Here is a 26,654-nt window from a genome sequence, read left to right as displayed (position 1 = left end):
ACGTGAGAGAGCGTCGGTCTTAAACCCGAGGGACGTGAGAGAGCGTCGGTCTTAAACCCGCGGGACATGAGAGAGCGTCGGCCCGAAACCCGCGGGACGTGAGAGAGCATCCGCCTTAGGCGACCGCGGCGCGACTCTTGACGAACGCCTGAACGCAGGCTTCGACGTCGTCCGCGCTGTGCGCAGCGGACAGCTGCACGCGGATCCGGGCCACGCCCTTCGGCACTACGGGGAAACTGAAGGCCGTGACGAAGACGCCGTTGTTGAGCATTTCGTCGGCTACCTTGGCAGCAACCACGGCGTCACCGAACATGACGGGGATGATGGCGTGCTCGCCGTCCAGGAGATCGAAGCCTTCCTCGCTCATGCGGCGGCGGAACAGTGCAGCGTTCTGGAACAGTCGGGTACGGAGTTCGCCGGATTCCTGGACCAGTTCGATCGCCTTGATGGTGGCCGCAACGATGGCCGGGGCAAGCGAATTGGAGAACAGGTACGGGCGCGCCTTCTGGCGGAGCATGGCCACAATCTCGCCGCGGCCGGAAACGTAACCGCCCGAAGCACCGCCGAGGGCCTTACCGAAGGTGCCGGTGTAGATGTCCACACGCTCGGAGACGCCGGCGTGCTCGGGGGTGCCCGCACCGGTGGGTCCCATGAAGCCGACGGCGTGGGAGTCGTCCACCATGACCAAGGCGTCGTGCTTGTCGGCGAGGTCGCAAATGGCCTCGAGCGGCGCGAGGTACCCGTCCATGGAGAACACACCGTCGGTAACAATGATCTTCCGGCGGGACCCTTCGGCTTCGACCAGCTTTGCCTCGAGGTCCGCCATGTCCTGGTTGGCGTAGCGGAAGCGCTTGGCCTTGCTCAGGCGGATGCCGTCAATGATGGAGGCGTGGTTCAGGGAGTCCGAGATGATGGCGTCTTCGGGGCCAAAGAGCGACTCGAAGACGCCGCCGTTGGCATCGAAGCAGCTGGAGAACAGGATAGTGTCTTCGGTCCCCAGGAACTTCGAGACACGGGTCTCCAGTTCCAGGTGCAGGTCCTGGGTTCCGCAGATGAACCGCACAGACGCCATGCCGAAGCCGCGCTCGTCCATGGCGGTCTTTGCTGCAGCGATGATGTCCGGGTGGTCAGCCAGGCCCAGGTAGTTGTTGGCGCAGAAGTTCAGGACTTTGTTGGCGGGCTCGCCGAGCTGGCCTGCGGCGATGTGGCTGGCCTGCGGGGAGTCGATGTGGCGTTCGGTCTTGAAGAGGCCAGCGTTGCGGATCTCGTCCAATTCGCCTTGCAGCTGGTCTTTGATGGCTGAGTACATAAGGGGTGCTCCTAAAGGTGAGGGGGCCGGGTGCAGTTCAGGTCCAGCTACAGTTCAGTCCAGTCGAGGACCACTTTGCCGCCGGTGCCGTTGCGGGCGATTTCGAAGCCCTTCTCCCAGTCCTTGGCAGAGAGCTTGTCGGTGACTACCGCGGAGATGTTGCGGTGCAGCACGGGGTTGGAGGACAGCATGGCGCTCATGGCGTACCAGGTCTCAAACATCTCGCGGCCGTAAATGCCCTTGAGCGTAAGCATGTGCGTGACGACCTTGCCCCAGTCGATGTCGATGGATTGGCTGGGGAGACCGAGCATGGCGATGCGGCCGCCGTGGTTCATGTTGTCGATCATCTCAGGCAGCGCGGTGGGGTGTCCCGACATTTCCAGGCCGATATCAAACCCTTCGCGCATCCCCAGTTCCTGCTGGGCATCGCGGACGCGCATCTTGGAGACGTCGACGGCCAGGTCAACGCCCATCCGGCGGGCCAGTTCCAGTCGCGGAGCAGAGACGTCCGTGATGGCGATCTTGCGGGCGCCGGCATGGCGGGCGACGGCGATGGCCATGAGCCCAATGGGACCGGCACCGGTAATCAGCACATCTTCGCCGACCAGCGGGAAGCTCAGCGCAGTGTGGACGGCGTTGCCGAAGGGATCGAAGATGGCACCGAGTTCCGGGGTGACGGATTCATCATGGTGAACCCAGACGTTGGTTTCCGGAATGACGACGTATTCAGCAAAGGCACCATCGCGCTGCACGCCGACGGAGACGGTATGGATGCACATCTGGCGGCGGCCGGCGCGGCAGTTGCGGCAGATTCCGCAGACCACATGGCCTTCGCCGGAGACCCGGTCCCCTACTTTGACGTCGCGGACGTCTTCGCCGATTTCCACTACTTCGCCATAGAACTCGTGGCCGGCGATCAGCGGCGCTTCGATGATGCTCTGGGCCCAGGCGTCCCAGCTCTGGATGTGCAGGTCGGTGCCGCAGATACCGGTGGTCATCACACGGATCTTGACGTCGCTGGGGCCCGCTTCGGGCTCAGGACGTTCGACGAGTTCGAACCCTGCGTGGGGTCCGGATTTGTAGAGAGCCTTCATGGGATTCCTCACTGCCGGGGCTGCTTCGCTGCTGCTGAGTCCATTAGAGCCCCGTCAACGATTTAGCACAACTAGGTTCTTCTCAATCAACGATTTAGACTTTGCTAATGGAAATACACCAGTTGCAGATGCTTCGTGAGCTCGGCGACCTCGGCAGTGTCAAGGCGGTGGCCGAGACGCTCATGGTCACTCCATCGGCTGTTTCCCAGCAACTCGCCCTGCTGCAGAAATCGGTGGACGTGCCGTTGACGCGCAAAGAAGGCAGGGCCTTGGTGCTGACGGACGCCGGCCGCGTCCTCGCCGAAGCCGGTGCCGCCGTCGTGAACGCCATGGCAGATGCGCGGGCAGCAATCGGCGCTTACCACGATGCTCCGGACGCGCCGGTCAGCGTGAGTGCGTTCCACAGCGCCGGGCAGGCTCTGTTCGCGCCGTTGGCGGCGCTGCTGGCGTCCGGAACAGCGTCCGTCGGCGGGAAGTCGCCGCGCCTGCGACTGTCCGATGAGGATGTGGCACAGGAGGATTTCCCGGGCTTGGCCGCGCGGTACGACCTCGTGTTGGCACACCGGATGGACAACAGCCCGCAGTGGCCGGAGGACAAGGTAGCGGTGATTCCACTCGCAGACGAGCCCTTGGACATCGCTCTCCCGGCGGACCATCCCCTGGCGGTCCGGCCGGAACTGGAGCCATCCGACGTCGTGGGTGAATCCTGGGTGACCAGCCGCGACGGCTACTCCCCCGCGGACGTGTTGGCCGCCGTCGTTGCCGTGAGCGGCAGACCTGCCGAGGTGCTGCACCGGATCAACGATTATTCGACCGTCGCGGCGTTGGTTTCCGCGGGCGGGGCGATCGGGCTGTTGCCGAGGTTCACTGCACGCCGCGTGTTGGATGCCGGAGTGGTGCTGCGTCCGCTGTCCGGCGTGAATTCGGTGCGCAAGATCGACATCCTGGCCAGGCCGGAGACACTCAAACGGAAATCGGTCATGACGGTTTGCGAGTCGCTTCAAACCGTCATGACCGAGCTTGTGGAGCTCTCCGGCCCGGGCTGACCCAAGCGGGCTGACCCAAGCGGGCTGACCGCGGTCGGTCAGTCGCGGACCAGGGCGGGCTGGCCGGCGTCGAAGTACTCCACCAGTTCGGCGGGGAGCTCCGGAACCTCGCGCGCAGAGCCGTCACCGCGGAGTGATTCCGCGGCCAGGATGCCGGCCACGACCGCCTGCCGGGCCGCAATGGGACTGGTCTGTGTTTGGCCGCCTTGGGAAGCGAACCGAAGGAACTCCTCGATCAAACGGGGATCCGCGCCACCGTGGCCGCCTTCGCCGTCCTGGATGGTTAGGACCTCGTCCGGTGCCGCGTAGCCGGATGACCGGCTGGTCCACACGTTGATGGTCTCGCCGGGTCCGTCGCCGAGGTTTTCGATGCGGCCCTTGGTGCCGATGACGGTGTAGTTGCGCCAGTAGTCAGGGGTGAAGTGGCACTGCTGGTAGGAGGCGAGCACGCCGTTGTCCAGCACCATGTTCATCATGGAGATGTCCTCGACGTCGATCACTTCAGCCAGGTCCTTCTGCTCTGTGGGCGGCCAGTTGTCCATGGAGAACCAATCACCCATGCGCTTTCCGGCGTTGTTGCTGCGGTTCGCGACGTCGCCGTAGACCGCGAGGTCGCCGACGGCGGCAACCCTCTTGGTGTAGCCCCCGGCAAGCCAGTGGATCACGTCGATGTCGTGGGCACCTTTTTGGAGCAGCAGTGAGGTGACGTTGGCCCGTTGTGCATGCCAATCCTTGAAGTAGTAGTCACCACCGTGGCCCACGAAGTGGCGGCACCAGACCGCCTTGACCTCGCCGATCCTGCCGTCCTCGATGAGTTGGCGCATCTGTACTACAACGGGCATGTGCCGCATGTTGTGGCCCACGTACAAGCGCGTGCCGGTTTCGTAGGCCGTTGCCAGGATCCGGTCCGCAGCGTCAATGGTGATGTCCAGCGGCTTCTCGCAGAAAGTGGGGATGCCCGCCTTGAGCGTAAGGACCGCGACGGCGGCGTGCTGGTTATCGGGGGTCAGGACCAGGACAGCGTCAATCCCACTGCTCAGGAGTTCTTCCAGATCCCCGGTGACGCGGGCGGTCGGGATCCGGTCCGCAGCATCTGTCCGGCCTCGTTCGCTGAGGTCGCAGACAATGGTGACCTCAGAGCCCTGGCCTGGCTTGTGGGCGTGTTTCCATAGCCCTGAACGCAGGCCGAAACCTACGATGCCAACCTTCAAATCCTTTTCCATGGTGTGCAATTTCCTTCTTCTGTTTCTTAGTAAAGTCTGGTTGCGGCGCTGCGGTGCGGCGCCGATTCACGCACGAACAAGTGCCACGGGAAGTCCAGGACGTCGGGTTCCTCTGCTGTGGTGGTGTCAGCAGGGCCAGTTGCCCGCCGCAGGAGCAGCCGGGCCAGCTTGTCGAAGAAATCCACGGGACCTACGGTGCTGAGAGAGGGCGACATCCGTTCACCCTCCACGGTGTTGCCCACACCGATGATGTCCACATCGGTGCCCACGGAAAGACCCAAACGCTGGGCGGCGTTGATAGCGGCGACGGCTGCGTAATCCGTGGTGGCATAGATGGCCGTGGGCCGGTCCGCCATGCTGAGCACCCGGGTCGCCGCAGCGTAAGCCCCAGCGCTGGTGCCATCGAACAGTCCCACGTAATCGTCCCGCTCCGGAATGCCGGCGTTGGCCAGGGCGTCGGAGTACGCCCGGTACCGGGTCCCACCGGAGGTGCCTGCGGCGGTTGCCGGTGTCAGGCACGCGATCTGGCGGTGGCCGTGGAGCAGGTGCTCCACGGCCATGCGGCAGCCGGGCCCGGCGATGGAGCGGATGACATCGAAGCCCTCCGCTTCCACCTCTTCATCAAAGACCACCAGCGTGGTTCCATGTTCGGCCAACTTTCGCAGCGCGTCCCGCTGGTCAGGACGGACGGCGTCAACGAACACGGCATCGGCGTTGTGGGTGCCGAGCACTTTGACCCAGTCGGCGTCTCCAAGGATCATCGGTGTGATTCCCAGAGGACCGGCCGCCTTTTGCACGGCCTCGATCACGGACAGGGACCATGGATCGGACAGCATGGTCAGCGACAGAATCACGGTGTTGGTGCGACCCGTCCGGATGGCCCGGGCCGCTTGGTTGGGGCGGTATCCCAACCGCTCCGCAGCCGCCTTGACCTTTTCCGCCGTCGGATCCGAAACTCCCGGTCCGCCGTCACCGCGGCGGCCGGACAGCACGTAGGAAACCGTGGCCGTGGACACTCCCGCCAGCTCGGCCACCATGCGGATGGTGGGCCGGACTCCGGTGGTGCTTGCTTTTGCCATGGTTCCCCCTGCTGATCTTCTCTGTCTTGGCGCGTTGGTTCGTTGTTGGTTTGAGGCTAGCTTCTGAACACCGGAGCGTTGGGGTCCAACGCGGCCTGGTACTCATCGCGCATCTTGTCGCCGCCTTCGCTCTTCCAGCGCTTGACGGCATCCTTGAGCTCATCGATTTTGGCGCGGCCGGTGATGATGTCCACCACCTTGTCGCGAAGCTGCTTGGTGATCTTCGCTCCCACCTTGGCGTTGGTGTCCGAATAGGAACCGTTGGTGGGGTTGCGCCACGCGAATTCAAGGAGCTTCTCCTCCTGCTGGCTGACGTACCTGGTGTCGTCGTCGAATCCCGGGTTGAAGATGACGTTCTCCGGACTGGACATGATGTTCAACGCCGAAACCAGGCCTGGTGCGTTGGTGGTTCCAGTTTCGGTGCGCGCCGGGTTCCCGGAGGCGTCGATGGTGTAGTCCTCGCCGAGTTCACCAAAGTTCTTCTGCAGGTACTCCACCGTTCCAAAGGGCGCCGACAGGTAGTTGATGAGCGCCAGCAGTTCACGGATCTTGCCCTCTTCGGCCTTCTTGAACGGCGTGAAACCCACCGTGCCGTAGCCCATGTCGTACACCGGCTTGACCTTGCCGTCGGCACTGAAGGGAATGAGAACATCAAACCGGGCAGTCTTGTTCAGGGCACGGTAGCTGCGGATATCGTGCGGGCCCACCACAACCTGCGCGGCCACACTGCCGTTTGCCACGCGGGAGCGGATGTCCGTGGCCTTGGAGTCCGGGTAGAAGACGCCCGCTGCGAACATCTTGGCAGTGAACTCCACACCGGCCAGGTATTCATCGGTTTCATACAGGTGGGTCAGGGTGCGGTCCTTGTTGACGGCCCAGCTGTTGGGGGCGCCAAACCACTCCGTGACCATATGAAGGGCGTTGATGTAGGCCGGCTCCAGCGCATATTGCTGGTCGCCGGGACGGGTCAGCTCCTTGGCCTTCTCCAGGAATTCCTCAGCGCTGGAAGCTTCAAACCCACCAACCTTGGACCACATGTCGTGGTTGCCCAGGTACACCTGGCCGAACGGGGTACTGGGGATGGGAGCTCCCCAGATCTTGCCGTTCACGACGGCGGTCTTCCAGGAATCGGGCTTCAGTGCAGCCAGGTTGGGGTACTCCAGCACGGCGTCACCGGAGAGGTACGGCGTCAGGTCCTGGAACTTGGCCTCCAGCATGGGGCCGACGTTGGGGATGCCCTGGTTCGGTGGAACCCACATCATGTCGGGGAGATCGTTGCTGGCCAGAACGGTGGCGAATTTGGCCGGGTAGCCGTCTCCGATGTCTTCGGCGATCTGGAGCTCCAGGTCCCCGCCGAGCTTGGCATTGAGCCTCTGCCAGAAGGGGTTGTCCTTCAGGCCGGGGCTCATGGTGTCGAAGGTTTCGGTCAGGCCGGTCACCTTGCCCTTGAGCGGCGGCGTCTTCACGGACTGCACAGCGGTGGGCAGCTTGAAGTAGCCGGCTTGGAGGCCTTTGGCGTTGCCCGCGATGTCCGGGGTGACGCCGGTGAATTCCTTGTACGTGGGCAACTTGACCGACGCGGAGGCAGCGGCGCCACCGTTGCTCGCGGTTCCGCCACCACCGCATGCGGACAAGCCTGCGGCGGTCACGGCCAAGCCAGCGAGGCCAAGGAAACCGCGGCGGCTGAATCCAGCCTGGGAGGTAGTGCTTGTCATGGCATAACCCTTTCTGGTTACTTGCTTTTCTCTGAGGTTTGAGTGCGTTGGGTTTTTCTGGATCCTGGGAGGGAGCTAGCCCTTGACTGCGCCGGTGATGACGCCCTTGGCAAAGTGCTTCTGGAGGAACGGGTAGACCATCAGGATTGGGACCAATGCCACGACAACGACGGCCATTTGGATGGACTGCGGCGGCGGAGTGGTGGTGATTCCCAGTTGGTCCGCCGCGCCACTGCCCTGGACCACGAAGTTGCGGAGCAGCAATTGGATGGGCCACTTGCTGTGGTCGTTGATGTAGAGCAGGGCGTTGAAGAAGGAGTTCCAGAACCCGACGGCGTAGAACAGTCCGACGACGGCGATCACTGCTTTGGACAGTGGCATCACGATGCGCCACAGAATTTGCCAGTCGTTGGCGCCATCGATCCTGGCGCTTTCGATCAGTTCGCCCGGGATGTTCATGAAGAACGATCGCATCACCACAAAGTTGAAGGCTCCAAAGATGCCCGGGAGGATCAGCGACCACAAAGAATCGAGCAGCCCGAGTTGACGGATCATCAGGAACGACGGGATCAGGCCAGGCGCAAGCAGGAGCGTAAACAGCACAGCGAGAATCACGGGACGGCCAAAGAGCACGGTGCGGCTGGTGGCGTAGGCCATGGTGATGGTCACGAACAGGGCCAGGATGGTGCCCACCGCGGTGACCAGCATGCTGACGCCGAGCGATTGCAGCACCATGGGCCCTTTGAAGATAGTGGCGTAGGCCTCCAGCGTGGGACGCTCGGGCCAGAGGACGAAACCGCCTGCCTTCACCAGTTGTTCGGTGTCAGCCAGGGACGTTGAGACCACCAGCAGGATGGGCGTGAGGATGGACAAGCTGAAGACGACCAGGACTATCGCTTTGATCGTTTGGTATAGGGCGGAAGGCTTCTCCTTCCACACCGGGCGCTTGGGGTTGTAGCTAAGCTCCCGGGGTTTCCTGGTGAAAAGTGTTGTTGCCATGGGGTTCTCCTTGTGCGGCAGGCGCGCGGGTCAGCGTGGCTGTCAGCGCACTTGTTTTGCGAAGATTCCGTCTTCGCCGAAGCGGTGGGCAAGTTTGTTGGCGCCATAGATCAGCAGCGCGCTGACCACGCCCTTGGCGAGGCCGGCTGCAGCACCTGAGCTCCAGCCGCCTCCTACTACGCCGGTGTAGTAGGTGAAGGTGTCCAGCACTTCTGCCGCCCCGGCGCCCACAGCGTCGCGCTGGAGGATGAACTGTTCAAATCCGACAGAGAGGATGTCGCCGATGCGCAGGATCAACAGGAGCACGATCACGGGCCTCAACCCGGGAAGGGTGATGTGCCACATCCGGCGCCAGCGCCCGGCGCCATCAGCCGCCGCAGCTTCGTAGAGCGAAGCGTCGATGCTTGCCAGGGCTGCCAGGAAGATGATCATTGCCCAGCCGGCGTCTTTCCAGATCATCTGGACGACCACCATGACGGGGAAGGTTTCCGGGTTGGTCATGAAGGGGATGGGATCCATGCCCCAGTCCCTCAGCAGGTTGTTGACGAAACCAGCGCCGCCCAACATCTGCTGGAAGAACGCGATGACAAGCACCCAGGAAAGGAAGTGCGGCAGGTAGGCGATGCTCTGGAAGATGCGACGGACCCGCGTGCTGATGAGTGAATCAACAATCAGCGCCAGCACCAGCGGCACCGGGAAAAGAAAGACCAACTGCCAGGCGGCCAGATACAGGGTGTTCCAGAACGCATGGATGAAATCCGGATTCCCGAACAGATCCACGAAGTTCTGCCAGCCAACCCACAAGCTGTCGCCGATGCCCAAGTACGGCTGGTAGTCCTGGAACGCGATGACGTTGCCCAGGATGGGGATGTAGAAGAAGAGCAGCAGGAAGGCCACACCCGGGACCATCATGAGCAGCATCTGCTTGTCGCGTCGCAGGCGGGACCGGAAGCTCTGCTGCGGAGGCTTGCTCCGTTTCCGCTTCTTTGATCCGACCCCAGGGGCGCTCCCCCGTGCCGGCGCCGCGACCCGGCGGGCTTCGGGCAATGCCGGAGCCTGTTCCGTCGTCGAGTTCATGGTGTCTCCTCAAGTGCCGAGCCGGAACCACCAATGTGATCCAAGCCACGCTCGTTAACCGTTTAACAAACCATAAGTGACCCGCATCTCTTTTTGCAAGATCATGATCGAAACTGAGTGCAGAAATCACATTTCGTCACTTCGGGAAGGCCGCGGGTTTGCTTGGAGTCGGGGTGTGACGCCGGAGTGCGCGGCGGAAAGTGGTCCACCCATGGGGTTTGGGAAGGAGCGTGTGGCAGGCCACCGGACCCCGCTAAAGTACAAGCAGTTGGTTTATAGACAGAAGGTGGACATGGCAGACTGCTGCAGCCCGGGTGCCGGCGCCCGGGAACACTCGACGCCGGGGCTGGCGCTCCCCCTGCGCGCGGTGGGCGGACACCCGACCAGCGGCACACCCGGGACCAACCATATGCACCAGACCAACGACGTCGACATCCCCGGCGGGACGTTCACCATGGGCGATCGTTTCAACGAGGGCTATGAAGGCGACGGCGAATCACCGGTGCACGAGGTCGCCATCTCACCATTCCGGATCAGCGCCACAACAGTGACCAACCAGGAGTTCGCACAGTTTATCGACGCCACCGGCCACCGCACCGAGTCGGAGATCTTTGGTACATCAGCGGTGTTCCACCTCGCCGTGAAAGCCAGTCCGCATGACATTCTCAACCGGGTCAACAACGTCCCGTGGTGGCTTAACGTCCGCGGCGCCGACTGGGCGCACCCGGCCGGGCCCCTCTCGAACTGGGAAAACATCCCGGACCACCCGGTGACCCACGTGTCGCACAACGACGCCCTCGCGTACTGCGAATGGGCCGGCCGACGACTGCCGACGGAAGCCGAATGGGAATACGCGGCCCGCGGCGGGTTGCCGGGACGGCGATACCCGTGGGGCGACGAGCTCCACAACAACCCATCAGGCACCGCCGCACACAATTGCAACATCTGGCAAGGCGATTTCCCGTCCCGCAACACCGAAGACGACGGCTACCTCACCACCGCACCCGCCAGGTCCTTCAGCCCCAACGGTTACGGGCTCTACCAAACCAGCGGGAATGTGTGGGAATGGTGCAGCGACTGGTTCCTGCCCAAGTACTACAAAACCTGCCTGGCGCAGGGAACGGTCGAGGACCCGCAGGGGCCCACTATCGGCCGGGGCAGGGTGATGCGCGGTGGCTCCTACCTCTGCCACGAGTCCTACTGCAACCGGTATCGCCTGGCAGCGCGGAGCTCGAACACCCCGGACTCAGCCAGCGGCAATCTGGGCTTCAGGACTGTAGCCGCGTAACTATTTGGGGCCGTGGCCCTTGTGCCCGGGCCCACCCTTGAGGCCGGCCGGCAGTTGGCCTGCCAATACCCTCGTGGCGGTCACCGTATCGCCCTCCCGAGTACCGCTGATGCGCACCGTATCGCCGGCCTCGAGGTCCGCTGCTGCAGCTGTGGGCAGGGATGGCTTACCCCTGCCGTTCCTGGGCCCGGGAACGGCAGGAACCATGGAGATCCGGGTGTCCGCGGTGATCGCGTAGCGCTGTATGAAGCCGTCGTCGCTCTTCACGGTCACCTCTGAATCACTGGCCGCTTCGATGGTTCCGGTCTGCGTAACCACCGTGCGGTACGTCCCGTCCCGCTGCTTCACCACGTGCTCGCCATGAATTGCCTGGCCGCGGCCTTCAGTGGACTTGGCGTTCGCGGACGCGGAAGGGCTGTTGGACGGAAAAGCGCTCGACGGCGGGGGGCTGGCTTGCGTGCCTGCCCAGACAGCGGCGGCCCCGCCACCTGTCAGGGTGACGGCGATCCCGCCGGCAAGGAGGGCCTTCCGAAGGCCCGGTGAGAGTGTGGCCATGCATCCATTGTGCGCCCAAAAAGCAAAGTAGGCCGCAGCAAAAACTGCGGCCTACTTTGATGGGAAAAACGGGTGTCAGCCCTCGACGCCGAGCCTCTCCAGGATGAGTTCACGGACTCGTCCAGCGTCGGCTTGGCCGCGGGTGGCCTTCATGACGCCGCCAACAATCGCACCGATCGCTTGGACCTTGCCGCCTCGGATCTTCTCCGCGACGTCCGGCTGTGCTGCCAGTGCTGCGTCGATGGCTTCCAGAAGGGGACCGTCGTCGGACACCACCGCAAGGCCACGGTTCTCCACGATCTCCGCCGGGGTTCCTTCGCCGGCGAGGACGCCGTCCAGGACCTGGGTGGCCATCTTGTTGTTGATCTTGCCGTCCTCGACCAGCTTGTTCAGCTCGACGATGACCTGCGGCGTGACACCGAGTTCGGAAGGATCGACGTCGGCAACCTTGGCGCGGCCCACGATCTCACCCATCCACCACTTGCGGGCGACATCGGCGGACGCACCGGCGGCGATGGTTTCCTCAATGGAATCCATGACGCCGGCGTTGACTACATCGCGGAACTCCAGATCCGAGTAGCCCCAGGCTTCCTTGAGGCGCTTGCGGCGCTCGGCCGGCGGCTCGGGAAGGGTGGCACGGAGTTCCTCCACCCACTCGCGGGAAGCGACGACGGGAACCAGGTCCGGCTCCGGGAAATAGCGGTAATCGTCAGCGTCGGACTTGGGCCGGCCCGACGTCGTCGAACGCGTGTCCTCGTGCCAGTGGCGCGTCTCCTGGATGACCGGCTCGCCGGAATCCAGAACGGCGGCGTGCCGCTGGATCTCGTAACGGACAGCGTGCTCGAGGGCGCGCAGCGAGTTCACGTTCTTGGTTTCCGAACGGATGCCGAACCGCTCCCGGCCGTGCGGGCGCAGGGAGACGTTGGCGTCGCAGCGGACGTTGCCGCGCTCCATCTTGGCATCGGACACGCCGAGGTTCTTCACGATCTCGCGGACTGCGGCGACGTAAGCCTTGGCCAGCTCAGGCGCACGGCTGCCGGCACCCTCGATCGGCTTGGTGACGATCTCTACCAACGGAACGCCCGAACGGTTGTAGTCCACCAAGGAGTAGTCGGCGCCCTGGATCCGGCCCGCAGCGCCACCCATGTGGGTCAGCTTGCCGGCGTCCTCTTCCATGTGGGCGCGTTCGATCTCCACGCGGAAGACCGTGCCGTCCTCAAGCTCGATGTCGAGGTAACCGTCGTAGGCGATCGGTTCGTCGTACTGGGAAGTCTGGAAGTTCTTGGGGGTGTCCGGGTAGAAGTAGTTCTTCCGGGCGAAGCGGCAGGACTCGGCGATCTTGCAGTTCAAAGCAAGGCCGATCTTGATGGAGGACTCCACAGCCGTCTTGTTCACCACCGGCAGGACGCCGGGCAGGCCCAGGTCAACCTCGTTGACATTGGTGTTCGGCTCGTCTCCGAAGACATTCGGTGCGGAGGAGAACATCTTGGTCTTGGTGTTGAGTTCCACGTGGACCTCAAACCCCAGGACGGGATCGTACTTCTCCATGGCCTCTTCGAAGCTCAGGGTTGCGTCGACGGACATTAGTTGGAACCTCCGGCGGTGTTGGATACTGCACCGAGAGCAGGCGCCTGGGCAAGCATCGGACCGCCCCACTTCTCTTCGAGCATGGATTCGAGGACCGCACCAACGCGGTACAGGCGGGCATCCTGGCGGGCAGGAGCCAGCAGCTGGATGCCAACAGGCAGGCCGTCTTCGTCAGCCAGGCCACCCGGCAGGGACAACCCCGGGATGCCAGCCAGGTTGGCGGGGATGGTGGCGACGTCGTTCAGGTACATCGCCAGGGGATCATCCAGCTTCTCCCCCAGCTTGAACGCCGTGGTGGGCGCCGTGGGCGAGATCAGGACATCGGCCTTCGCAAAAGCTGCGTCGAAGTCACGCTGGATCAGCGTACGGACCTTCTGTGCGGAGCCGTAGTACGCGTCGTAGTAACCGGCGCTCAAAGCGTAAGTGCCGAGGATGATACGGCGCTTCACTTCGTCACCGAAGCCTGCGGCACGGGTAGCCCCCATGACGCGCTCGATGGTCATCGGACCATCCTTGGGCAGCACTCGCATGCCGAAGCGGACACCGTCGAACTTGGCCAGGTTGCTGGACACCTCGGACGGCATGATCAGGTAGTAAGCGCCCAGGGCGTACTTCAGGTTGGGGCAGGAAACCTCAACGATTTCAGCACCGGCATCCTTCAGCAGCTGAAGGGACTCGTTGAACCGGTTCTCGACGCCTGCCTGGTAGCCCTCGCCGTGAAGTTCCTTGACGATGCCGATCTTCATGCCCGCAACATTGCCCACGCGGGCAGCAGCAACAAGATCGTTGAACGGATCGGTCAGCGACGTGGAGTCAAAGGGGTCGTGGCCGCCGATGACTTCCTGCAGCAACGCCGAGTCCAGGACCGTACGGGAAACCGGGCCAATCTGGTCCAGGGATGACGCCATGGCAATGGCACCATAACGGGAAACAGCACCGTACGTCGGCTTCACGCCCACAGTTCCGGTGACGGCACCCGGCTGGCGGATCGAGCCACCAGTATCGGTGCCGAGCGCCAGCGGCGCTTCGAAAGCGGCGACGGCGGCCGCGGAGCCACCGCCCGAACCGCCGGGAATGCGGTCCAGGTCCCACGGGTTGCGGGTGGGGCCGTACGCCGAGTGCTCCGTGGAGGAACCCATGGCGAATTCATCCAGGTTGGTCTTACCCAGGATGGGCATCTTCGCCGCTCGCAGCTTCTTCACCACGGTGGCGTCATACGGGCTGTGCCAACCCTCGAGGATCTTCGAACCAGCCGTCGTCGGCTGGCCAATCGTGACGATGAGGTCCTTGACGGCAATCGGCACACCAGCGAGGGCGTGCAGCTCCGCGGCAGCGGCACCGCCGGCGGCACGGGCGGCGTCAACCTCGGCTGCGACAGCCAAAGCCTCTTCGGTGTTAACGTGCAAAAATGCGTGGATACCGTCGGCTCCGCCATCAACAAGGGCGATGCGGTCAAGGTGCGCCTGCGTCACCTCGACGGCGGTCACCTCACGGGCAGCCAGCTTCGCAGCGAGATCGGCAGCGGAGTGGCGGAAGAGCTCGTTCTTCGATTCAGTCATAGTGATTAGTCCTCATCCAGGATTGCCGGGACCTTGAAACGGTTCTCGTAAGCATCCGGAGCGCCGGACAATGCCTGCTCAGCCGTGAACGTGTGGCCCACAACGTCCTCACGGAACACATTGGTCAACGGAATCGGGTGCGACGTCGCCGGGACATCCTCCCCCGCAGCTTCGCTCACGCTCTTCACCGAATCCACGATGACAGCAAGCTCAACAGCCATCCTGTCCAGTTCTTCGGCACTCATTTCAATGTGAGCCAGACGCGCAAGATGCGCGACGTCGTCACGGTTGATCGCAGCCATGGATCTCCCCTGCAAAGTTCAAATGGTTTTCGGAACCAGTCTACTTGGCTTGGGTGCGCCGCCGTACGCGGGCTGCGGCCCGCTCGGTGGGGGTTGTCGCCTTCGGCCGGTGGGCCTCCTACGCAGACCGGGCCAGGCATCCGGATGCGTGCGTCAAAGCGACGAAGGAGCAGCACGCGGAGGATGTCTGGCCCGGTCTTGCACCTCAGGTGCAGACGGTTGCGCTGGGAACAGCGGGTCAGCCGATGCCGATGGCTCCGGTCAGGACTCCGACTGCCAGCATGACGACTGAGACCACTGCCGTGCGCCAGAGGACCTTCTTGTGGTGGTCACCCAGGTCTACCTTGGCGAGGGACACCAGGAGGAGGATAGCCGGTACCAAGGGGCTCTGCAGGTGGAAGGGCTGCCCGGTGATGGAGGCACGGGCCATGTCCACTGCATCGACGCCATAGTGCGCGGCCGTTTCGGAGAGGACCGGAAGGACACCGAAGTAGAAGGCGTCATTGCTCATGAAGAAGGTCATGGGGATGCTGAGCAGTCCGGTGATGATCGCCATGAACGGACCCATGTCCGCGGGGATGATCTGGACCAGCCACTCGGACATAGCCTTGACCATGCCGGTGCCGTTGAGGACGCCTGTGAGGACGGCGGCGGCCATGACCATGCTGACGACGGCGACGATGGACGGTGCGTGGGCGATCAGCTGGGCGCCTTGGTCTTTGACCTTGGGAAAGTTGACCAGCAGGGCGATCGCGGATCCCACCATGAACACGAACGGCAGCGGAACGATGTTGGCCACCAGGACCACCATCACGGCGACGGTCAAGCCCAGGTTGAACCAGAACAGCTTGGGACGCAGGGTGGAGCGGTTGGGGTCCAGCGCGGTGTCCGCCATGGCGGTGTCGTGATCGTCCACCAGCGTGGCAGGGTCTTCGAGGACCGCGACGCCGGAACCTCCGCCGGTTCCCGGCTTACCTGCGGTTGAACCGTTGCGGCCAAATCCGAAACGGCCGGCGCCGAAGCCTGCACCCAGGCCCGAACCTGCGGCGACGGAACCGCCGCGGCCGGCGCCGCCGTCGAACGCTTCAGAAGGATCGGCGACGTCGTCCCAAATTTCGGGCGCAGTGGTGCGGAGGCGGTTGCGTTCCTGCAGGCCCAGCAGCCAGGCGAAGACCAGGACAACGATGAGGCCAACGATGAGGGACGGAACCATGGGGACGAAGACGTCGTTGACATCAAGGTTCAGGGCGGTCGCAGCGCGGGCGGTGGGCCCGCCCCACGGCAGGATGTTCATGGTGCCGTTGGCCAGGCCCGCCACGCAGGTGAGGACCACGGGGCTCATCTTGAGCCGCAGGTACACCGGGAGCATGGCGGCAGTAGTGAGGATGAAGGTGGTGGAGCCGTCCCCGTCCAGTGAGACTGCTGCGGCGAGGATCGCGGTGCCGAGGACAACCTTGGCGGGGTCGTTGCCCAGCTTGCGCAGGATGAACTTCACCAGGGGGTCGAACAGTCCGACGTCGATCATCAGGCCGAAGTAGATGATGGCGAACATGAGGAGCGCGGCCGTGGATGTCATGGACTTCATCGAGTCCATCACCATGTCGCCAATGCCGAGGCCCGCCCCGGCGAAAAGGCCGAAGACGGTGGGGACGATGATCAGCGCCAGTACTGGCGTCAATTTTTTGGTCATGATCAGGACCATGAATACCGCAATCATTGCGAATCCAAGCAAAACCAGCACGGCCGGCTCCTTACTACTGTGAATGGCGCCACGTCGGTGTGATGCGCACTACAGACGATATGGTGGCGCCGATCACGGCGGGGGGTTTCCGGGAATTGTTGGGAATACTGCTCGTTGCGAACGTTTTGCGCATTGTGCTCAGTGATTCAATGGATCATGCGGTTTTCCACCCAGACCCTCCTCCTCCAACTGGGGGTTGTCCTGCTGGTGGTCCTGCTCAGCGGAACAGTCCATGCCTGGCTGGTGTACGAACGGATCGGCACCGAAGCCGAGAACCAAGCCCTCACCCTTGCCAGGACGGTCGCGGCGGATCCGGATATCAGGACCAACGTGCAGCTCATCAGCAGGGAAGAGGGAACGCCTCCCTCGGAAGTACTCGCCGTCGGGCCGCTGCAAGAAGCTGCCGAGGCGGTACGGGCGCGCACCGGCGCCTTGTTCGTGGTTATCACGGACGAAACCGGCCTCAGGCTGGCCCACCCGGAGACGGCGCGGCTGGGTGAACGCGTCAGCACGGACCCCTCGGTGGCATTGGGCGGTGAGGAAATCACTACCCGCAACACCGGAACGTTGGGACCATCGGCCGGCGCCAAGGTGCCGGTGTACTCGCCGGAAACGCCCGGCGCAATCGTGGGCGAAGTCAGCGTGGGCTACTCCGTGGAGTCTCTTGGCAACAGCCTGGCCCGCGACATCGTACCCATTGCCCTCACTGCTGGCGGAGCATTGCTTGCCGGCGTCCTGGCGTCGTTCTTGCTCCGCCGCAGGCTGCAGCGGCTCACCCTCGGTCTTGAGCCCGAAGAAATCAGCACCCTCGTCCACGACCAGGTAGCGGTACTCCAAGGCGTGGATGACGGCGTGATCGGTATCGCGGCGGACGGGCGCATCTCCGTGTTCAACGCAGCAGCCGCCAGGCTCCTGGACATGCCCGATGCCACCGGGCAGGACTGGGCGTCCGCCGCCGTTCCCGAGCAACTCAAACAGCTCACGCAGCCCGCGGCACGTGATGCGGAGGCCGTGGAGATTGTTGCAGGTGGGCGCGTTCTGGTGGTGAGTGCACGCAAGGCCTGGCATCGCAAGGAGGACCTTGGCTGGGTGGTCATGCTGCGTGACCGTACGGAATTGCAGCAACTCACCCGCCAACTCGACGCCGTGGGTACCATGTCCACAGCCCTCCGCGCCCAGCGCCACGAGTTCGCCAACCAGCTCCACACGATCGCGGGTTTCATGAGCATCGGCCAGTACGAATCGGCCAAGGCATACTTGGCCCGGATCTCCGCAACGGGCCCGTTGAAGTTCCCGGTGGAGCAGGCTGAACTCCTGCAGGACCCGTACTTGCAGGCGTTCGTTGGCGCCAAGGGCGTGGAGGCTTCGGAGCGCGGCGTGGCCCTCCGCGTCGGGCCCGAAACATTGGTCCGTGGGCACGTGGCCGATCCCCAGGACGTGACCACGGTGCTCGGCAACCTGATCGACAACGCGGTGAGTGCCGCCGTCGCCGGGTCCGCCGCGGACCGCTGGGTGGAGGTTGAACTGCTGGACGACGCCACCACAACGGGCGGCACCTTGCATATCGTGGTGGGAGACTCGGGCGATGGTTTGGGGAGCCTTGAACCCGAAGAGGTCTTCGCAGAAGGATTTACGACGTCGGAACAACCGGTACGCTCGGGGGCTGGACAAGGTTTGGGGTTGGCGTTGGTGCGGCAGCTGGCGCGAAGGCGCGGCGGCGACGTCCGCGTTCTGGAGCCCGGCAGCCATGGCGGTCCGGGGGCGGTGTTCATGGCAACCATCCCCGGTGTCATGGACTTTTCCGGCACTGTGGATGCAGGTGCCGACTCTACCTTGAGGGAGGACAGCAGTGGCTGAGGATTTGAGGGTGCTGATCGTGGATGACGACTTCCACGTGGCAAGGCTCCACGCTGCCTATGTGGATTCCGTGGCCGGCTTCATGGCTTTGGCGCCGGCGGGCTCCGTGTCCCAAGCGCTGCAGGCGATCCACAGCCTCCGCCCGGACCTGGTGCTGCTGGACGTTTACCTGCCGGATGGCTCCGGCTTGGACCTGCTGGGCCAGTTGGACGTCGACGCCGTGATGCTCACCGCCGCCTCGGATGCGCAGTCCATCAAGGTTGCCCTGCGTCGCGGCGCGCTGGGGTACATGCTCAAACCCTTCACGGCCGAGTCCCTGTCCCAGCAACTCCGGTCCTACGCCAGGTACCGGAGGATTTTGGGCCAGCAGAGCGCCGTGGACCAGACCACCATTGAACGCGCAAAGCGCTCCCTGATTCCCGGTGACGTCACGCCGGCCGCCAAACCCCGCTCGGCGACCGAAGCGGCGGTCCTGGAATCGTTGATCCCTGGTGAGCAGTATTCAGCTGCCGAGGTGGCGGAACGCGTTGGCGTTTCCCGGGCCACGGCGCAACGGTACCTGTCCTCGCTCGCGGACGATGGCGCCGTCGAAATCCAACTGCGCTACGGGACCACGGGTCGGCCGGAACACCGCTACGGCATCCCGAGCTAGCCCAACCAACTGGCATTAGTGGTTGTTCTGAGCGCTCAGAACAACCACTAATGCGACTCAGTTGGGTGCGTTACGCGCTCTTCTGCGCCACGAGCTCGATCTCCACCAGCATCCCGGGATCGAGGAACGGCAGGACGTGGACCAGGGCAAGCGTGGGGCGGATCTCGCCGAAGACCTCACCGTGCGCACGGCCGGCATCTTCCCACTTGCTGATGTCCGTCAGGTACAGCTTGGACTGCACAACGTCCTCGTAGGAGAACCCGGCATCTTCGAGAACGGCGCCGAGCTTCTCCAGGATGTACTTGGTCTGCGAGTAGAAGTCTTCGCCAACAATGCCATCGGGCCCACTGGCTGCCGTCGCAGAAATGAAGAGGGTGTTGTCCACCTGGACTGCGCGGGAGTATCCAAGGGTCTGCTCCCAGACCGAACCCGTGCCGAATGTCTTGCGCATGGCGCGCCTTCCTGTCGTTTCGCACGGTCCGGTGACCGGCGTTTACGAAGGAAACTTTATGACTGCGGGAGGTCCAGCCGGTAAACGAACAGCTTTATGTCGGTGCCGGGAACGAACCAGTCGCGGTGCGGCGCGCGGTCAAAGCCGGTGCGTGCATACAGGGCGTTGGCACTTTCCCACGTCGCGCCGGTGGTCAGCGAAACGGCCTTGATGCCGTCCATGGCCTTGGCCTGATCGACGACGGCCTGCACCAGGGCGCGGCCGGCGCCGGAGCGCTGCACAGCCGGATCCACCACGAGGGTCCGCAGTTCCAGCTCATCCTCCAGGCCGATGTCCGAGAAGCCGCCGCCCGCAGGAGCCGCGGTGACCGAACCGATCACCTCGCCGTTGCGCTCTGCCACAAGGATGTCGGCGTGCTCTGCACGGCCTGCCACATCCTGGAGCTTCTGCAGGTACGGGTGGTCGGCGTCGCCGTAGTACCCCGCAGTGACGTAGGAGTCCTGCGTAATGCGGGCAACGGCGTCGTAGTCTTCGGGCAGGGCGGGACGGACGGTAATCGGCGAAAGCACCTACCAATGGTAGTCGTCCCGGTCGCACCAAAGACGCCAAAAGGGCCTTTCCGTGATGGAGCTATCAGTCACGAACGGAACGCACGACGACGGCGGCCCGTGCTTTGTTGATCGGGTGGACAACTGCTGGGCTGCTTTTGTGTTGCCTCCCGTGGCGTCGGATGGAGCCGCGTTGCCTGCCGTGAACCCCGGTTTCGTGCTGTTGCGGGGACATGTCGAAACGCTGGCGGAGGGCTTTGGACCCGTGCTTGAGTTGCCACACACCGGCCCCAACTGTCCTGACCCGAGGAGAAACCATGACCCCGCCAGACCGCACATTGCACCTCAACGCGTTCCTGATGAGCACAGGGCACCACGAAGCATCATGGCGCCTGCCCGAAAGCGACCCCCTTGCCTCTACCAAAGTGGAGCACTACCAGCACCTGGCCCGCACGGCCGAACGCGGAAAGCTCGATTCCATCTTCTTCGCTGACTCCCCCGTCCTCTTTGGCGAGGTGGGCCGCCGTCCTGCCGGAAAACTGGAACCAACCGTGCTGCTGACGGCCATCGCTGCCGCAACACAAAGGATCGGCCTGATCGCGACCGCCTCCACCACCTACAACGACCCCTTCAACCTTGCGCGCCGTTTCGCTTCGGTGGACTGGGTCAGTGGTGGACGTGCAGGCTGGAACGTCGTCACGACGGCGGGACCGGACGCCGCGCGCAACTTCGGTGTGGATGACCAGCCGGCCCATGCCGTCCGGTACGAGCGGGCCGCTGAATTCATCGAGGTGGCACAGAAACTCTGGGACAGCTGGGAAGATGACGCCATCCTCGCGGACAAGGCCGAGGGCGTCTGGGGCGATGACAACAAGATCCGGGTCATCGAGCACGAGGGGAAACACTTCCGCGTTCGTGGCCCCCTCAATGTTCCCCGTTCACCCCAGGGCCACCCGCTGATCGTCCAGGCCGGCTCTTCCGAAGACGGCAAGAAGCTGGCGTCGCAGTATGCCGAAGCCGTCTTCACCGCCCACCAAACCCTGGCCGACGCCCAAGCCTTCTACTCTGACCTGAAGTCACGCACCGCAGCGGTGGGCCGCGACCCGGAAGGCATCAAGATCCTGCCGGGGATCGTCCCGGTCATCGGATCCACTGAAGCCGAAGCCCTCAAGCTTGAGCGTGAACTGGACGAGCTCATCAAGCCCGAATACGCCCGGGAGCAACTGGCCAAGACGTTGCGCCTGAAGCCTGAGGACCTCCCCTTGGACCGCCAACTCCCTGCAGACCTGCCGTCCGAGGACGACATTGAGGGTGCCAAGAGCCGCTACACGCTGATCGTGGAGCTGGCCCGCCGGGAGCAGCTCACTGTTCGCCAGCTGATCGGCCGGCTGGGTGGAGGACGCGGGCACCGTACCTTCTCCGGAACACCTGAACAGGTTGCTGACGCCATCCAGGACTGGTTCTTTGCCGGCGCCGCGGATGGCTTCAACATCATGCCGCCGGTCCTCCCCTCAGGACTGGAGGTGTTCGTGGACCACGTAGTACCGATCCTCCAGCAGCGCGGGCTGTTCCGTACGGAGTACACCGAGTCCACGCTCCGCGGACACTACGGACTGGCCCGGCCGGAGAACCGCTTCGCAGGCTCCGCGGCGCAGCAGCTCACGTCCATCGGATCAGCGTTCTAGGACCCATGCCGCGTCACGCGGGCGGCCCTCAGCGCTTGGGCCAGCTCCACGAGGGACCTTCCAGCGATCCCAGACCCTTGATCCGGGTCTCGCCGAGGTCCTTGTAGAGCTCATGCTCGTGGGCGGCACCGCTCTCGCGCAGCGCCTTGAGCAACGCTTCCGAGTGGGTTACCACGATCATCTGGCTGTTGGCACTGGCCTGGACAATCAGTCCGGCCAGTGCCGGCATCAGGTCAACGTGGAGGCTGGTCTCGGGTTCGTTGAGGACCATGAGCTCGGGGGGCCGCGGGGTCAGCAACGCCGCGGTCAGCAACAGGAACCGCAGGGTTCCGTCCGAGAGCTCTGCGGCCTTCATGGGCCGCAACATGCCGGGCTGACTGAGTTCCACGCTGAACCGGCCGTCGTTGACGGCAATCTCCAGGCGGCTTCCGGGAAAGGCATGGCCGACGGCGGCATCCAACTGCCGCTCGAAGCCCACCTCGCGCAGTGTTTGCAGAGCAGCCGCAAGATCCTTGCCGCTGTGATGAAGCACGGGTGTGCGGGTTCCGAGCTGCGCCTGGCGGGCGGGAGCGTCGGCATCCGTGCGGAAGTGATCGTAGAACCGCCATGAACGGACCGAATCACGAACCCGCAGAACCTCCGGCGCCCTGTCCTGGTCCGAAACCTCCGTCAGCATGCTCTGGAAAGTGTCCAGCCGCCTGGATAACTCTGTCCACTCGCTGCCGGGTCCGCGCAGCTTGGCCAGGCTTCCCTTCCGGTCGACCAACAGTGAGCCTGGCCGTGCTACAGGGCCGGAGAAGATCTGCTCCCGTTTTATTTCGGGATCCAAGCTGAAGGCGGAGGGCCGGGGCCTGCCGGTTTCCTGGTCGAATCCGGCACCGCCGGGCGTTGGCATCCCCAGGTCCACCAAGTATCCAAAATCGTCCCCGGAGTAACCCAGCTTCAGGCTTACGGACTCACGCCGTACCGTTCCCTGGACAGGCACGTCACCACTGCGCATGGCCTTGCTGATGGACTCCGGGCCTGCCCACAGTGTGGAGGGCAAACCGCCGTCGCGGGCAAGCGAACCCACCACGTTGCCGGAGTCGCCCCCGGCACACTCTGCCAACAGCCGAAGCGCCCGGTACAGCGAGGACTTTCCGCTGCCGTTGGCACCGGTCACGATGTCCAGGCCATGCAACTCCATGGCGAGGTCCCGGATGGATCGGTAGTTGGCGATGGCGAGGGTTTTGATCACGGATTGGTGGTCACAAAGGAAACTTGCCGGACAGTTCCAAGGCGCCGGCGCACATCCAGGCCGCCAGACGGTCTTCGGTGCTTGGCCCACCGTTCAAAGGGCTCTCCAACCGTGGTCTGCGCACCCAGCAGCCCGCCTCTTCGGCGATCAGCGCACCGGCAGAGAAATCGTGCTCGTTCAGGCCACGCTCGCCGTAAGCGTCAAAAGTACCGTCGGCGACCAAACAGAGATCCAAGGCCGCAGAACCCAGGCGCCGGACGTCGGCAAAACCGTCCATAAGCTCAGCGAGGCCGGCCGACTGGTCTGCGCGGGTAGCGGGATCGTAGCTGAATCCCGTAGCCAGGATGAGTCCCCTTCGTCCCTGGACAGGACCTGCCAAGCGGGTGGTCTCTCCACCGACCTCCAACCAGGCTCCTTGTCCACGGGCGGCCGAGTAGACGCGACCCAGGGCAGGTGCGTGGACCACCCCGGCCAGCCATACGCCGTCGGAATCGGCTACGGCCACAGAGGTGGCGTAGTAGGCGATGTTTCGGATGAAGTTGGTGGTCCCGTCCAAGGGGTCAATGGACCAGCGGTATCCGGAAGGCATGTCCGGCCTGGTGGTGCCGTGCTCCTCGCCAGTGATGGTGTCGTGGGGCCGCTCTGCAAGGATGGCTTCGCGGACGGCATTCTCAGCCGCGACATCAAAGGCCGTGACCCAGTCGCCGTCCTCACCCTTGTTGGTGGTTTCGAGGCCATCGCCGCCTGTGCCGCTGACGGACCGCTGCGCGAGCACAGCAGCACCCGCCGCAGCGGCACGTTTGGCTACTGCCAGGAGCCCGTTCACGTCCGTCATTCGGAGACTGCTTCCGTGGCGTCGTCCTGCGCCGTTTCGTTGTCCGCAGGCTCGTCTGCCGCAGCCGCGGGCCCGTTGGCAAGCAGCTGACGGAAACCATCTTCGTCCAGCACGGGAACACCGAGCTGCTCCGCCTTGTCCAGCTTGGTGCCGGCGCTTTCGCCGGCCACCAGGTAGCTGGTCTTCTTGGAAACGGAACCAGACGCCTTCCCGCCACGAATGATGATGGCTTCCTTGGCTTCGTCCCGGCTGAAGTTGGGCAAAGTACCGGTAACAACGATGGTGAGCCCTTCAAGGGTGCGCGGCACGGACGTGTCCCGCTCGTCTTCCATCCGCACACCGGCCGCTGCCCAGCTGTCCACGATCTCATTGTGCCAGTCCACGGCGAACCACTCTTGGAGTGCCACTGCAATGGTGGGGCCCACACCATCCACATGGGCCATTTGCTCCTCCGTGGCGTTCCGGATGGCGTCCATGCTGCCGAAGGCGGTAGCCAGAGCACGCGAAGCGGTGGGGCCCACATGCCTGATGGAGAGCGCCACCAAAACACGCCAGAGCGGCTGCTTCTTGGCTTTCTCCAACTCCACAAACAGTTTCTCGGTGGTGGCCGTTGGCTTGGAGGGGGACTTGGCCGTGCCCTTGGTATAGAAGTACGGAACCAGCTCATACTCGCCCGTGCCCACACCCTTGGAACGCTTCTCCCTGCGGATCAGGACATCTGCCAGGTCCTCGCGAGTGAGGCTGAACAGTCCCGCTTCACTGGTCAGCGGTGGAGTCTCTGGCTCCGCCGGCTGCGTGAGGGCAATGGCAGCTTCCCACCCCAGAGCTTCAATATCGAACGCGCCACGGCCCGCGAGGTGGAACACGCGCTCACGCAGTTGCGACGGGCACGACTTCGCATTGGGGCAACGGATGTCGACGTCGCCGTCCTTCGCCGGCGCAAGCGGGGTGCCGCACGACGGGCATTCGGTGGGCATCACGAATTCCCGGACCGGTGGATCCTGTTTGTCACGCAGGGCCAGTACAGGGCCCACGATTTCGGGGATGACATCGCCGGCTTTTCGAAGGATCACGACGTCGCCGATCATGACACCCTTGGCCTTGACCACGTCCTGGTTGTGCAGCGTCGCCATGCCCACCGTGGAGCCGGCCACCTTCACGGGTTCCATCAAACCGAACGGAGTCACCCGGCCGGTACGGCCTACGTTGACGGCAATGTCCAGGAGCTTGGTGTGGACTTCTTCCGGCGGGTATTTGTACGCAGCAGCCCACCTCGGAACGCGGGAGGTGTAGCCGAGGGCGCGTTGGGTGGCGAAGTCGTCGATCTTGACCACAATGCCGTCGATTTCATGTGCGAGGTCGTGCCGGTGCTCGCCGTAATGCCCGATGAACTCGAGGACCTCGTCAAACGAGTCCAGAACCTTGAGGTACGGGCTGGTGGGCAGCCCCCATGCTTCAAGAAGCTTGTACGTTTCGGACTGGCTCTTGGCTTCCAATCCTTCGCGGGCGCCGATGCCGTGGACGTACATGCTCAGGGGCCGCTTGGCGGTTTCCGCAGGATCCTTTTGTCGCAGCGAGCCAGCGGCAGCATTGCGCGGGTTGGCGAGCGGTGCTTTGCCGGCGGCGACGAGGGTTTCGTTGAACTCGACGAAGGCCTTGGAGGGGATAAATACCTCACCCCTGATTTCGACTTCAGAGGGATACCCGGATCCGGTGAGTTCGCGTGGGATTTCCTTGATGGTCAGGACGTTGTGGGTGATGTCTTCACCAGTTGTGCCATCGCCGCGCGTGGCCGCACGGACGAGCTTGCCGTCGCGGTAGAGGAGGTTTACAGCGAGGCCGTCGATCTTCAACTCTGTCAGCCAGGCAATGGGCGGAACGGAGTCTCCGAGCTTGGCCACCGAAGCTTCCGCCTTCCGCACCCAGGCCTCAAGCTCGTCCAGGGAGAAAACGTCATCCAGGCTGTACATGCGTTGCAGGTGCTCCACGGCAGCGAATGCCGAGGAGACCTCGCCGCCCACTTCCTGCGTGGGGGAATCGTTCGAGACAAGCTCCGGGTGGAGGGCTTCCATCTCCTCCAGGCGCCGGTACAGTTCATCAAACTCGGCGTCGGATACCGTAGGTGAGTCTTCCTGGTAATAGGCATACCGGTATTTGCGGACGAGATCGGCCAGTTGCTCGTACTCATCGCGCAAGGACTCCGAAGGTGGGGTCCCCTCTGCTTCCACGACGGTTGCAGCCGCCTGTTCACCTGTGGTTTCTACCGGATTCGCAGTTTCTGGTGTGCTCACACGTCTATCTTGCCGCAAGCCAACGACATTTTTGCGGCGCGGCTAGTGCGAAGAGAGCCGGTTCTTGCTCCACAGGGCGAACGCCAGGCCGCCCAGGCCCACCAGGAGAACGGCACCCAGGATGCCGAAGAGGCCCAGCACATTGGGGCCGGAGATGGACGTGGTGGCCATGGCGGCGGCCTGCGTCTCCTTGCCCTTGTCCACGGGGGTGTTCCAGTTGGACGACTTGGACGGGCTGGGGCTGGCTGAGCTGGGTGTCGCAGAAGGCGAGGCCGACGGCGTTGCAGACGCCACGGTCGCCTCGGGCGTGGGCGCGGGTTCGGACGGGCCCGACGCCGGACTGGTCACCCGGGGTGCCACGGTAACGAACTGCGTCACTACGGGCTGTGGTGCCTGGACAGGCGGCTCGGGAGCGGCTGGTGCAGGTGCAGGTGCCTTCTGTGTCTCGCGGACACGGGTCGGTTCCGGTTTGGGCGTGGGCCTCTTGTCCGGTTCCGGGGCCAGCGCAGGCTGCGTCGGCAAGG

Annotated in this window: 23 protein-coding genes; 5 read left to right on the top strand and 18 right to left on the bottom strand. The window is 63.8% G+C overall.

Annotated elements, in window-relative coordinates; genetic code table 11:
- Window positions 1-115: 115 nt before the first annotated feature.
- Both ABQM86_RS07760 and tdh read right to left on the bottom strand, forming a co-directional pair.
- Window positions 116-1,309 (bottom strand): glycine C-acetyltransferase, encoded by a 1,194-nt coding sequence (locus tag ABQM86_RS07760; protein WP_337339614.1) that lies wholly within the window; start codon window positions 1,307-1,309, stop codon window positions 116-118.
- 47 nt (window positions 1,310-1,356) lie between these two features.
- The gene (gene tdh / locus ABQM86_RS07755) at window positions 1,357-2,403 is read right to left on the bottom strand and encodes an L-threonine 3-dehydrogenase (protein ID WP_207596927.1); all 1,047 of its coding nucleotides are present in this window, start codon (window positions 2,401-2,403) and stop codon (window positions 1,357-1,359) included.
- A 107-nt stretch (window positions 2,404-2,510) separates the two neighbouring features.
- Here tdh and ABQM86_RS07750 point away from each other — a divergent pair, with 107 nt between their 5' ends.
- A complete protein-coding gene (locus ABQM86_RS07750) occupies window positions 2,511-3,449 on the top strand; it encodes a LysR family transcriptional regulator (RefSeq protein ID WP_369746331.1) in 939 nt (312 codons plus the stop codon).
- A 38-nt stretch (window positions 3,450-3,487) separates the two neighbouring features.
- On the opposite strand, the gene ABQM86_RS07745 is transcribed toward ABQM86_RS07750, so the two are convergent.
- From ABQM86_RS07745 to ABQM86_RS07725, 5 genes are all read right to left on the bottom strand, one after another.
- Window positions 3,488-4,681 (bottom strand): Gfo/Idh/MocA family protein, encoded by a 1,194-nt coding sequence (locus ABQM86_RS07745; RefSeq protein ID WP_369746330.1) that lies wholly within the window; start codon window positions 4,679-4,681, stop codon window positions 3,488-3,490.
- Window positions 4,682-4,698: 17 nt separating this feature from the next.
- A complete protein-coding gene (locus ABQM86_RS07740; RefSeq protein WP_207596924.1) occupies window positions 4,699-5,751 on the bottom strand; it encodes a LacI family DNA-binding transcriptional regulator in 1,053 nt (350 codons plus the stop codon).
- Window positions 5,752-5,807: 56 nt separating this feature from the next.
- Window positions 5,808-7,466: a sugar ABC transporter substrate-binding protein gene (locus tag ABQM86_RS07735; RefSeq protein WP_280627597.1), complete on the bottom strand. Its 1,659-nt coding sequence runs from the start codon at window positions 7,464-7,466 to the stop codon at window positions 5,808-5,810.
- 75 nt (window positions 7,467-7,541) lie between these two features.
- On the bottom strand, window positions 7,542-8,465 hold the full coding sequence (locus tag ABQM86_RS07730; protein ID WP_369746329.1) for a carbohydrate ABC transporter permease: 924 nt from the start codon (window positions 8,463-8,465) through the stop codon (window positions 7,542-7,544).
- Between the two features lie 42 nt (window positions 8,466-8,507).
- The gene (locus ABQM86_RS07725) at window positions 8,508-9,542 is read right to left on the bottom strand and encodes a sugar ABC transporter permease (protein ID WP_207596921.1); all 1,035 of its coding nucleotides are present in this window, start codon (window positions 9,540-9,542) and stop codon (window positions 8,508-8,510) included.
- A 292-nt stretch (window positions 9,543-9,834) separates the two neighbouring features.
- On the opposite strand from ABQM86_RS07725, the gene ABQM86_RS07720 reads away from it, so the two are divergent.
- Window positions 9,835-10,830, top strand: coding sequence for a formylglycine-generating enzyme family protein (locus tag ABQM86_RS07720; protein WP_369746647.1), 996 nt, complete (start codon window positions 9,835-9,837; stop codon window positions 10,828-10,830).
- Here the strand turns inward: ABQM86_RS07720 and ABQM86_RS07715 are convergent, their stop codons facing one another.
- The 5 genes from ABQM86_RS07715 to ABQM86_RS07695 form a co-directional block, all read right to left on the bottom strand.
- Window positions 10,831-11,385: a hypothetical protein gene (locus ABQM86_RS07715; RefSeq protein ID WP_369746328.1), complete on the bottom strand. Its 555-nt coding sequence runs from the start codon at window positions 11,383-11,385 to the stop codon at window positions 10,831-10,833.
- Between the two features lie 75 nt (window positions 11,386-11,460).
- Window positions 11,461-12,969: an Asp-tRNA(Asn)/Glu-tRNA(Gln) amidotransferase subunit GatB gene (gene gatB, locus ABQM86_RS07710; RefSeq protein WP_369746327.1), complete on the bottom strand. Its 1,509-nt coding sequence runs from the start codon at window positions 12,967-12,969 to the stop codon at window positions 11,461-11,463.
- Window positions 12,969-14,531: an Asp-tRNA(Asn)/Glu-tRNA(Gln) amidotransferase subunit GatA gene (gene gatA / locus ABQM86_RS07705; RefSeq protein ID WP_369746326.1), complete on the bottom strand. Its 1,563-nt coding sequence runs from the start codon at window positions 14,529-14,531 to the stop codon at window positions 12,969-12,971. Before gatA ends, gatB begins: the two co-directional genes overlap by 1 nt.
- A gap of 5 nt (window positions 14,532-14,536) precedes the next feature.
- Window positions 14,537-14,833: an Asp-tRNA(Asn)/Glu-tRNA(Gln) amidotransferase subunit GatC gene (gatC, locus tag ABQM86_RS07700; protein WP_017199363.1), complete on the bottom strand. Its 297-nt coding sequence runs from the start codon at window positions 14,831-14,833 to the stop codon at window positions 14,537-14,539.
- A gap of 238 nt (window positions 14,834-15,071) precedes the next feature.
- The gene (locus ABQM86_RS07695; protein ID WP_369746325.1) at window positions 15,072-16,574 is read right to left on the bottom strand and encodes a CitMHS family transporter; all 1,503 of its coding nucleotides are present in this window, start codon (window positions 16,572-16,574) and stop codon (window positions 15,072-15,074) included.
- A gap of 156 nt (window positions 16,575-16,730) precedes the next feature.
- On the opposite strand from ABQM86_RS07695, the gene ABQM86_RS07690 reads away from it, so the two are divergent.
- Together ABQM86_RS07690 and ABQM86_RS07685 are read left to right on the top strand one after the other, a co-directional pair.
- On the top strand, window positions 16,731-18,431 hold the full coding sequence (locus ABQM86_RS07690) for an ATP-binding protein (protein ID WP_337339609.1): 1,701 nt from the start codon (window positions 16,731-16,733) through the stop codon (window positions 18,429-18,431).
- The gene (locus tag ABQM86_RS07685) at window positions 18,424-19,083 is read left to right on the top strand and encodes a response regulator (protein WP_280627589.1); all 660 of its coding nucleotides are present in this window, start codon (window positions 18,424-18,426) and stop codon (window positions 19,081-19,083) included. The genes ABQM86_RS07690 and ABQM86_RS07685 overlap by 8 nt, the downstream gene beginning before the upstream one ends.
- Window positions 19,084-19,153: 70 nt before the next feature.
- Here ABQM86_RS07685 and ABQM86_RS07680 read toward each other — a convergent pair whose 3' ends face one another.
- Window positions 19,154-19,534 carry a RidA family protein gene (locus tag ABQM86_RS07680; RefSeq protein WP_369746324.1) on the bottom strand — a complete coding sequence of 127 codons (381 nt, stop codon included), beginning with the start codon at window positions 19,532-19,534 and terminating at the stop codon, window positions 19,154-19,156.
- Between the two features lie 56 nt (window positions 19,535-19,590).
- Complete coding sequence (locus tag ABQM86_RS07675) at window positions 19,591-20,103, bottom strand: GNAT family N-acetyltransferase (RefSeq protein WP_207596913.1); 513 nt, start codon at window positions 20,101-20,103, stop codon at window positions 19,591-19,593.
- A gap of 296 nt (window positions 20,104-20,399) precedes the next feature.
- Here ABQM86_RS07675 and ABQM86_RS07670 point away from each other — a divergent pair, with 296 nt between their 5' ends.
- A complete protein-coding gene (locus ABQM86_RS07670) occupies window positions 20,400-21,767 on the top strand; it encodes an LLM class flavin-dependent oxidoreductase (RefSeq protein ID WP_369746323.1) in 1,368 nt (455 codons plus the stop codon).
- A gap of 28 nt (window positions 21,768-21,795) precedes the next feature.
- Here ABQM86_RS07670 and ABQM86_RS07665 read toward each other — a convergent pair whose 3' ends face one another.
- The 4 genes from ABQM86_RS07665 to ABQM86_RS07650 are packed head-to-tail and all read right to left on the bottom strand — an operon-like array spanning window position 21,796 to window position 26,652.
- A complete protein-coding gene (locus ABQM86_RS07665; RefSeq protein ID WP_369746322.1) occupies window positions 21,796-23,004 on the bottom strand; it encodes an AAA family ATPase in 1,209 nt (402 codons plus the stop codon).
- Window positions 23,005-23,014: 10 nt separating this feature from the next.
- Window positions 23,015-23,839, bottom strand: coding sequence for an inositol monophosphatase (locus ABQM86_RS07660; RefSeq protein ID WP_369746321.1), 825 nt, complete (start codon window positions 23,837-23,839; stop codon window positions 23,015-23,017).
- The gene (gene ligA / locus ABQM86_RS07655) at window positions 23,836-26,130 is read right to left on the bottom strand and encodes an NAD-dependent DNA ligase LigA (protein ID WP_369746320.1); all 2,295 of its coding nucleotides are present in this window, start codon (window positions 26,128-26,130) and stop codon (window positions 23,836-23,838) included. Before ligA ends, ABQM86_RS07660 begins: the two co-directional genes overlap by 4 nt.
- A gap of 42 nt (window positions 26,131-26,172) precedes the next feature.
- The gene (locus tag ABQM86_RS07650) at window positions 26,173-26,652 is read right to left on the bottom strand and encodes a hypothetical protein (protein WP_369746319.1); all 480 of its coding nucleotides are present in this window, start codon (window positions 26,650-26,652) and stop codon (window positions 26,173-26,175) included.
- Between the last annotated feature and the right edge of the window lie 2 nt (window positions 26,653-26,654).

The sequence above is a fragment of the Paenarthrobacter sp. AMU7 genome, from assembly GCF_041200195.1.
In the GTDB taxonomy this organism is placed as follows: Bacteria; Actinomycetota; Actinomycetes; order Actinomycetales; family Micrococcaceae; genus Arthrobacter.
This window is presented reverse-complemented; position numbering and strand designations above follow the sequence as displayed.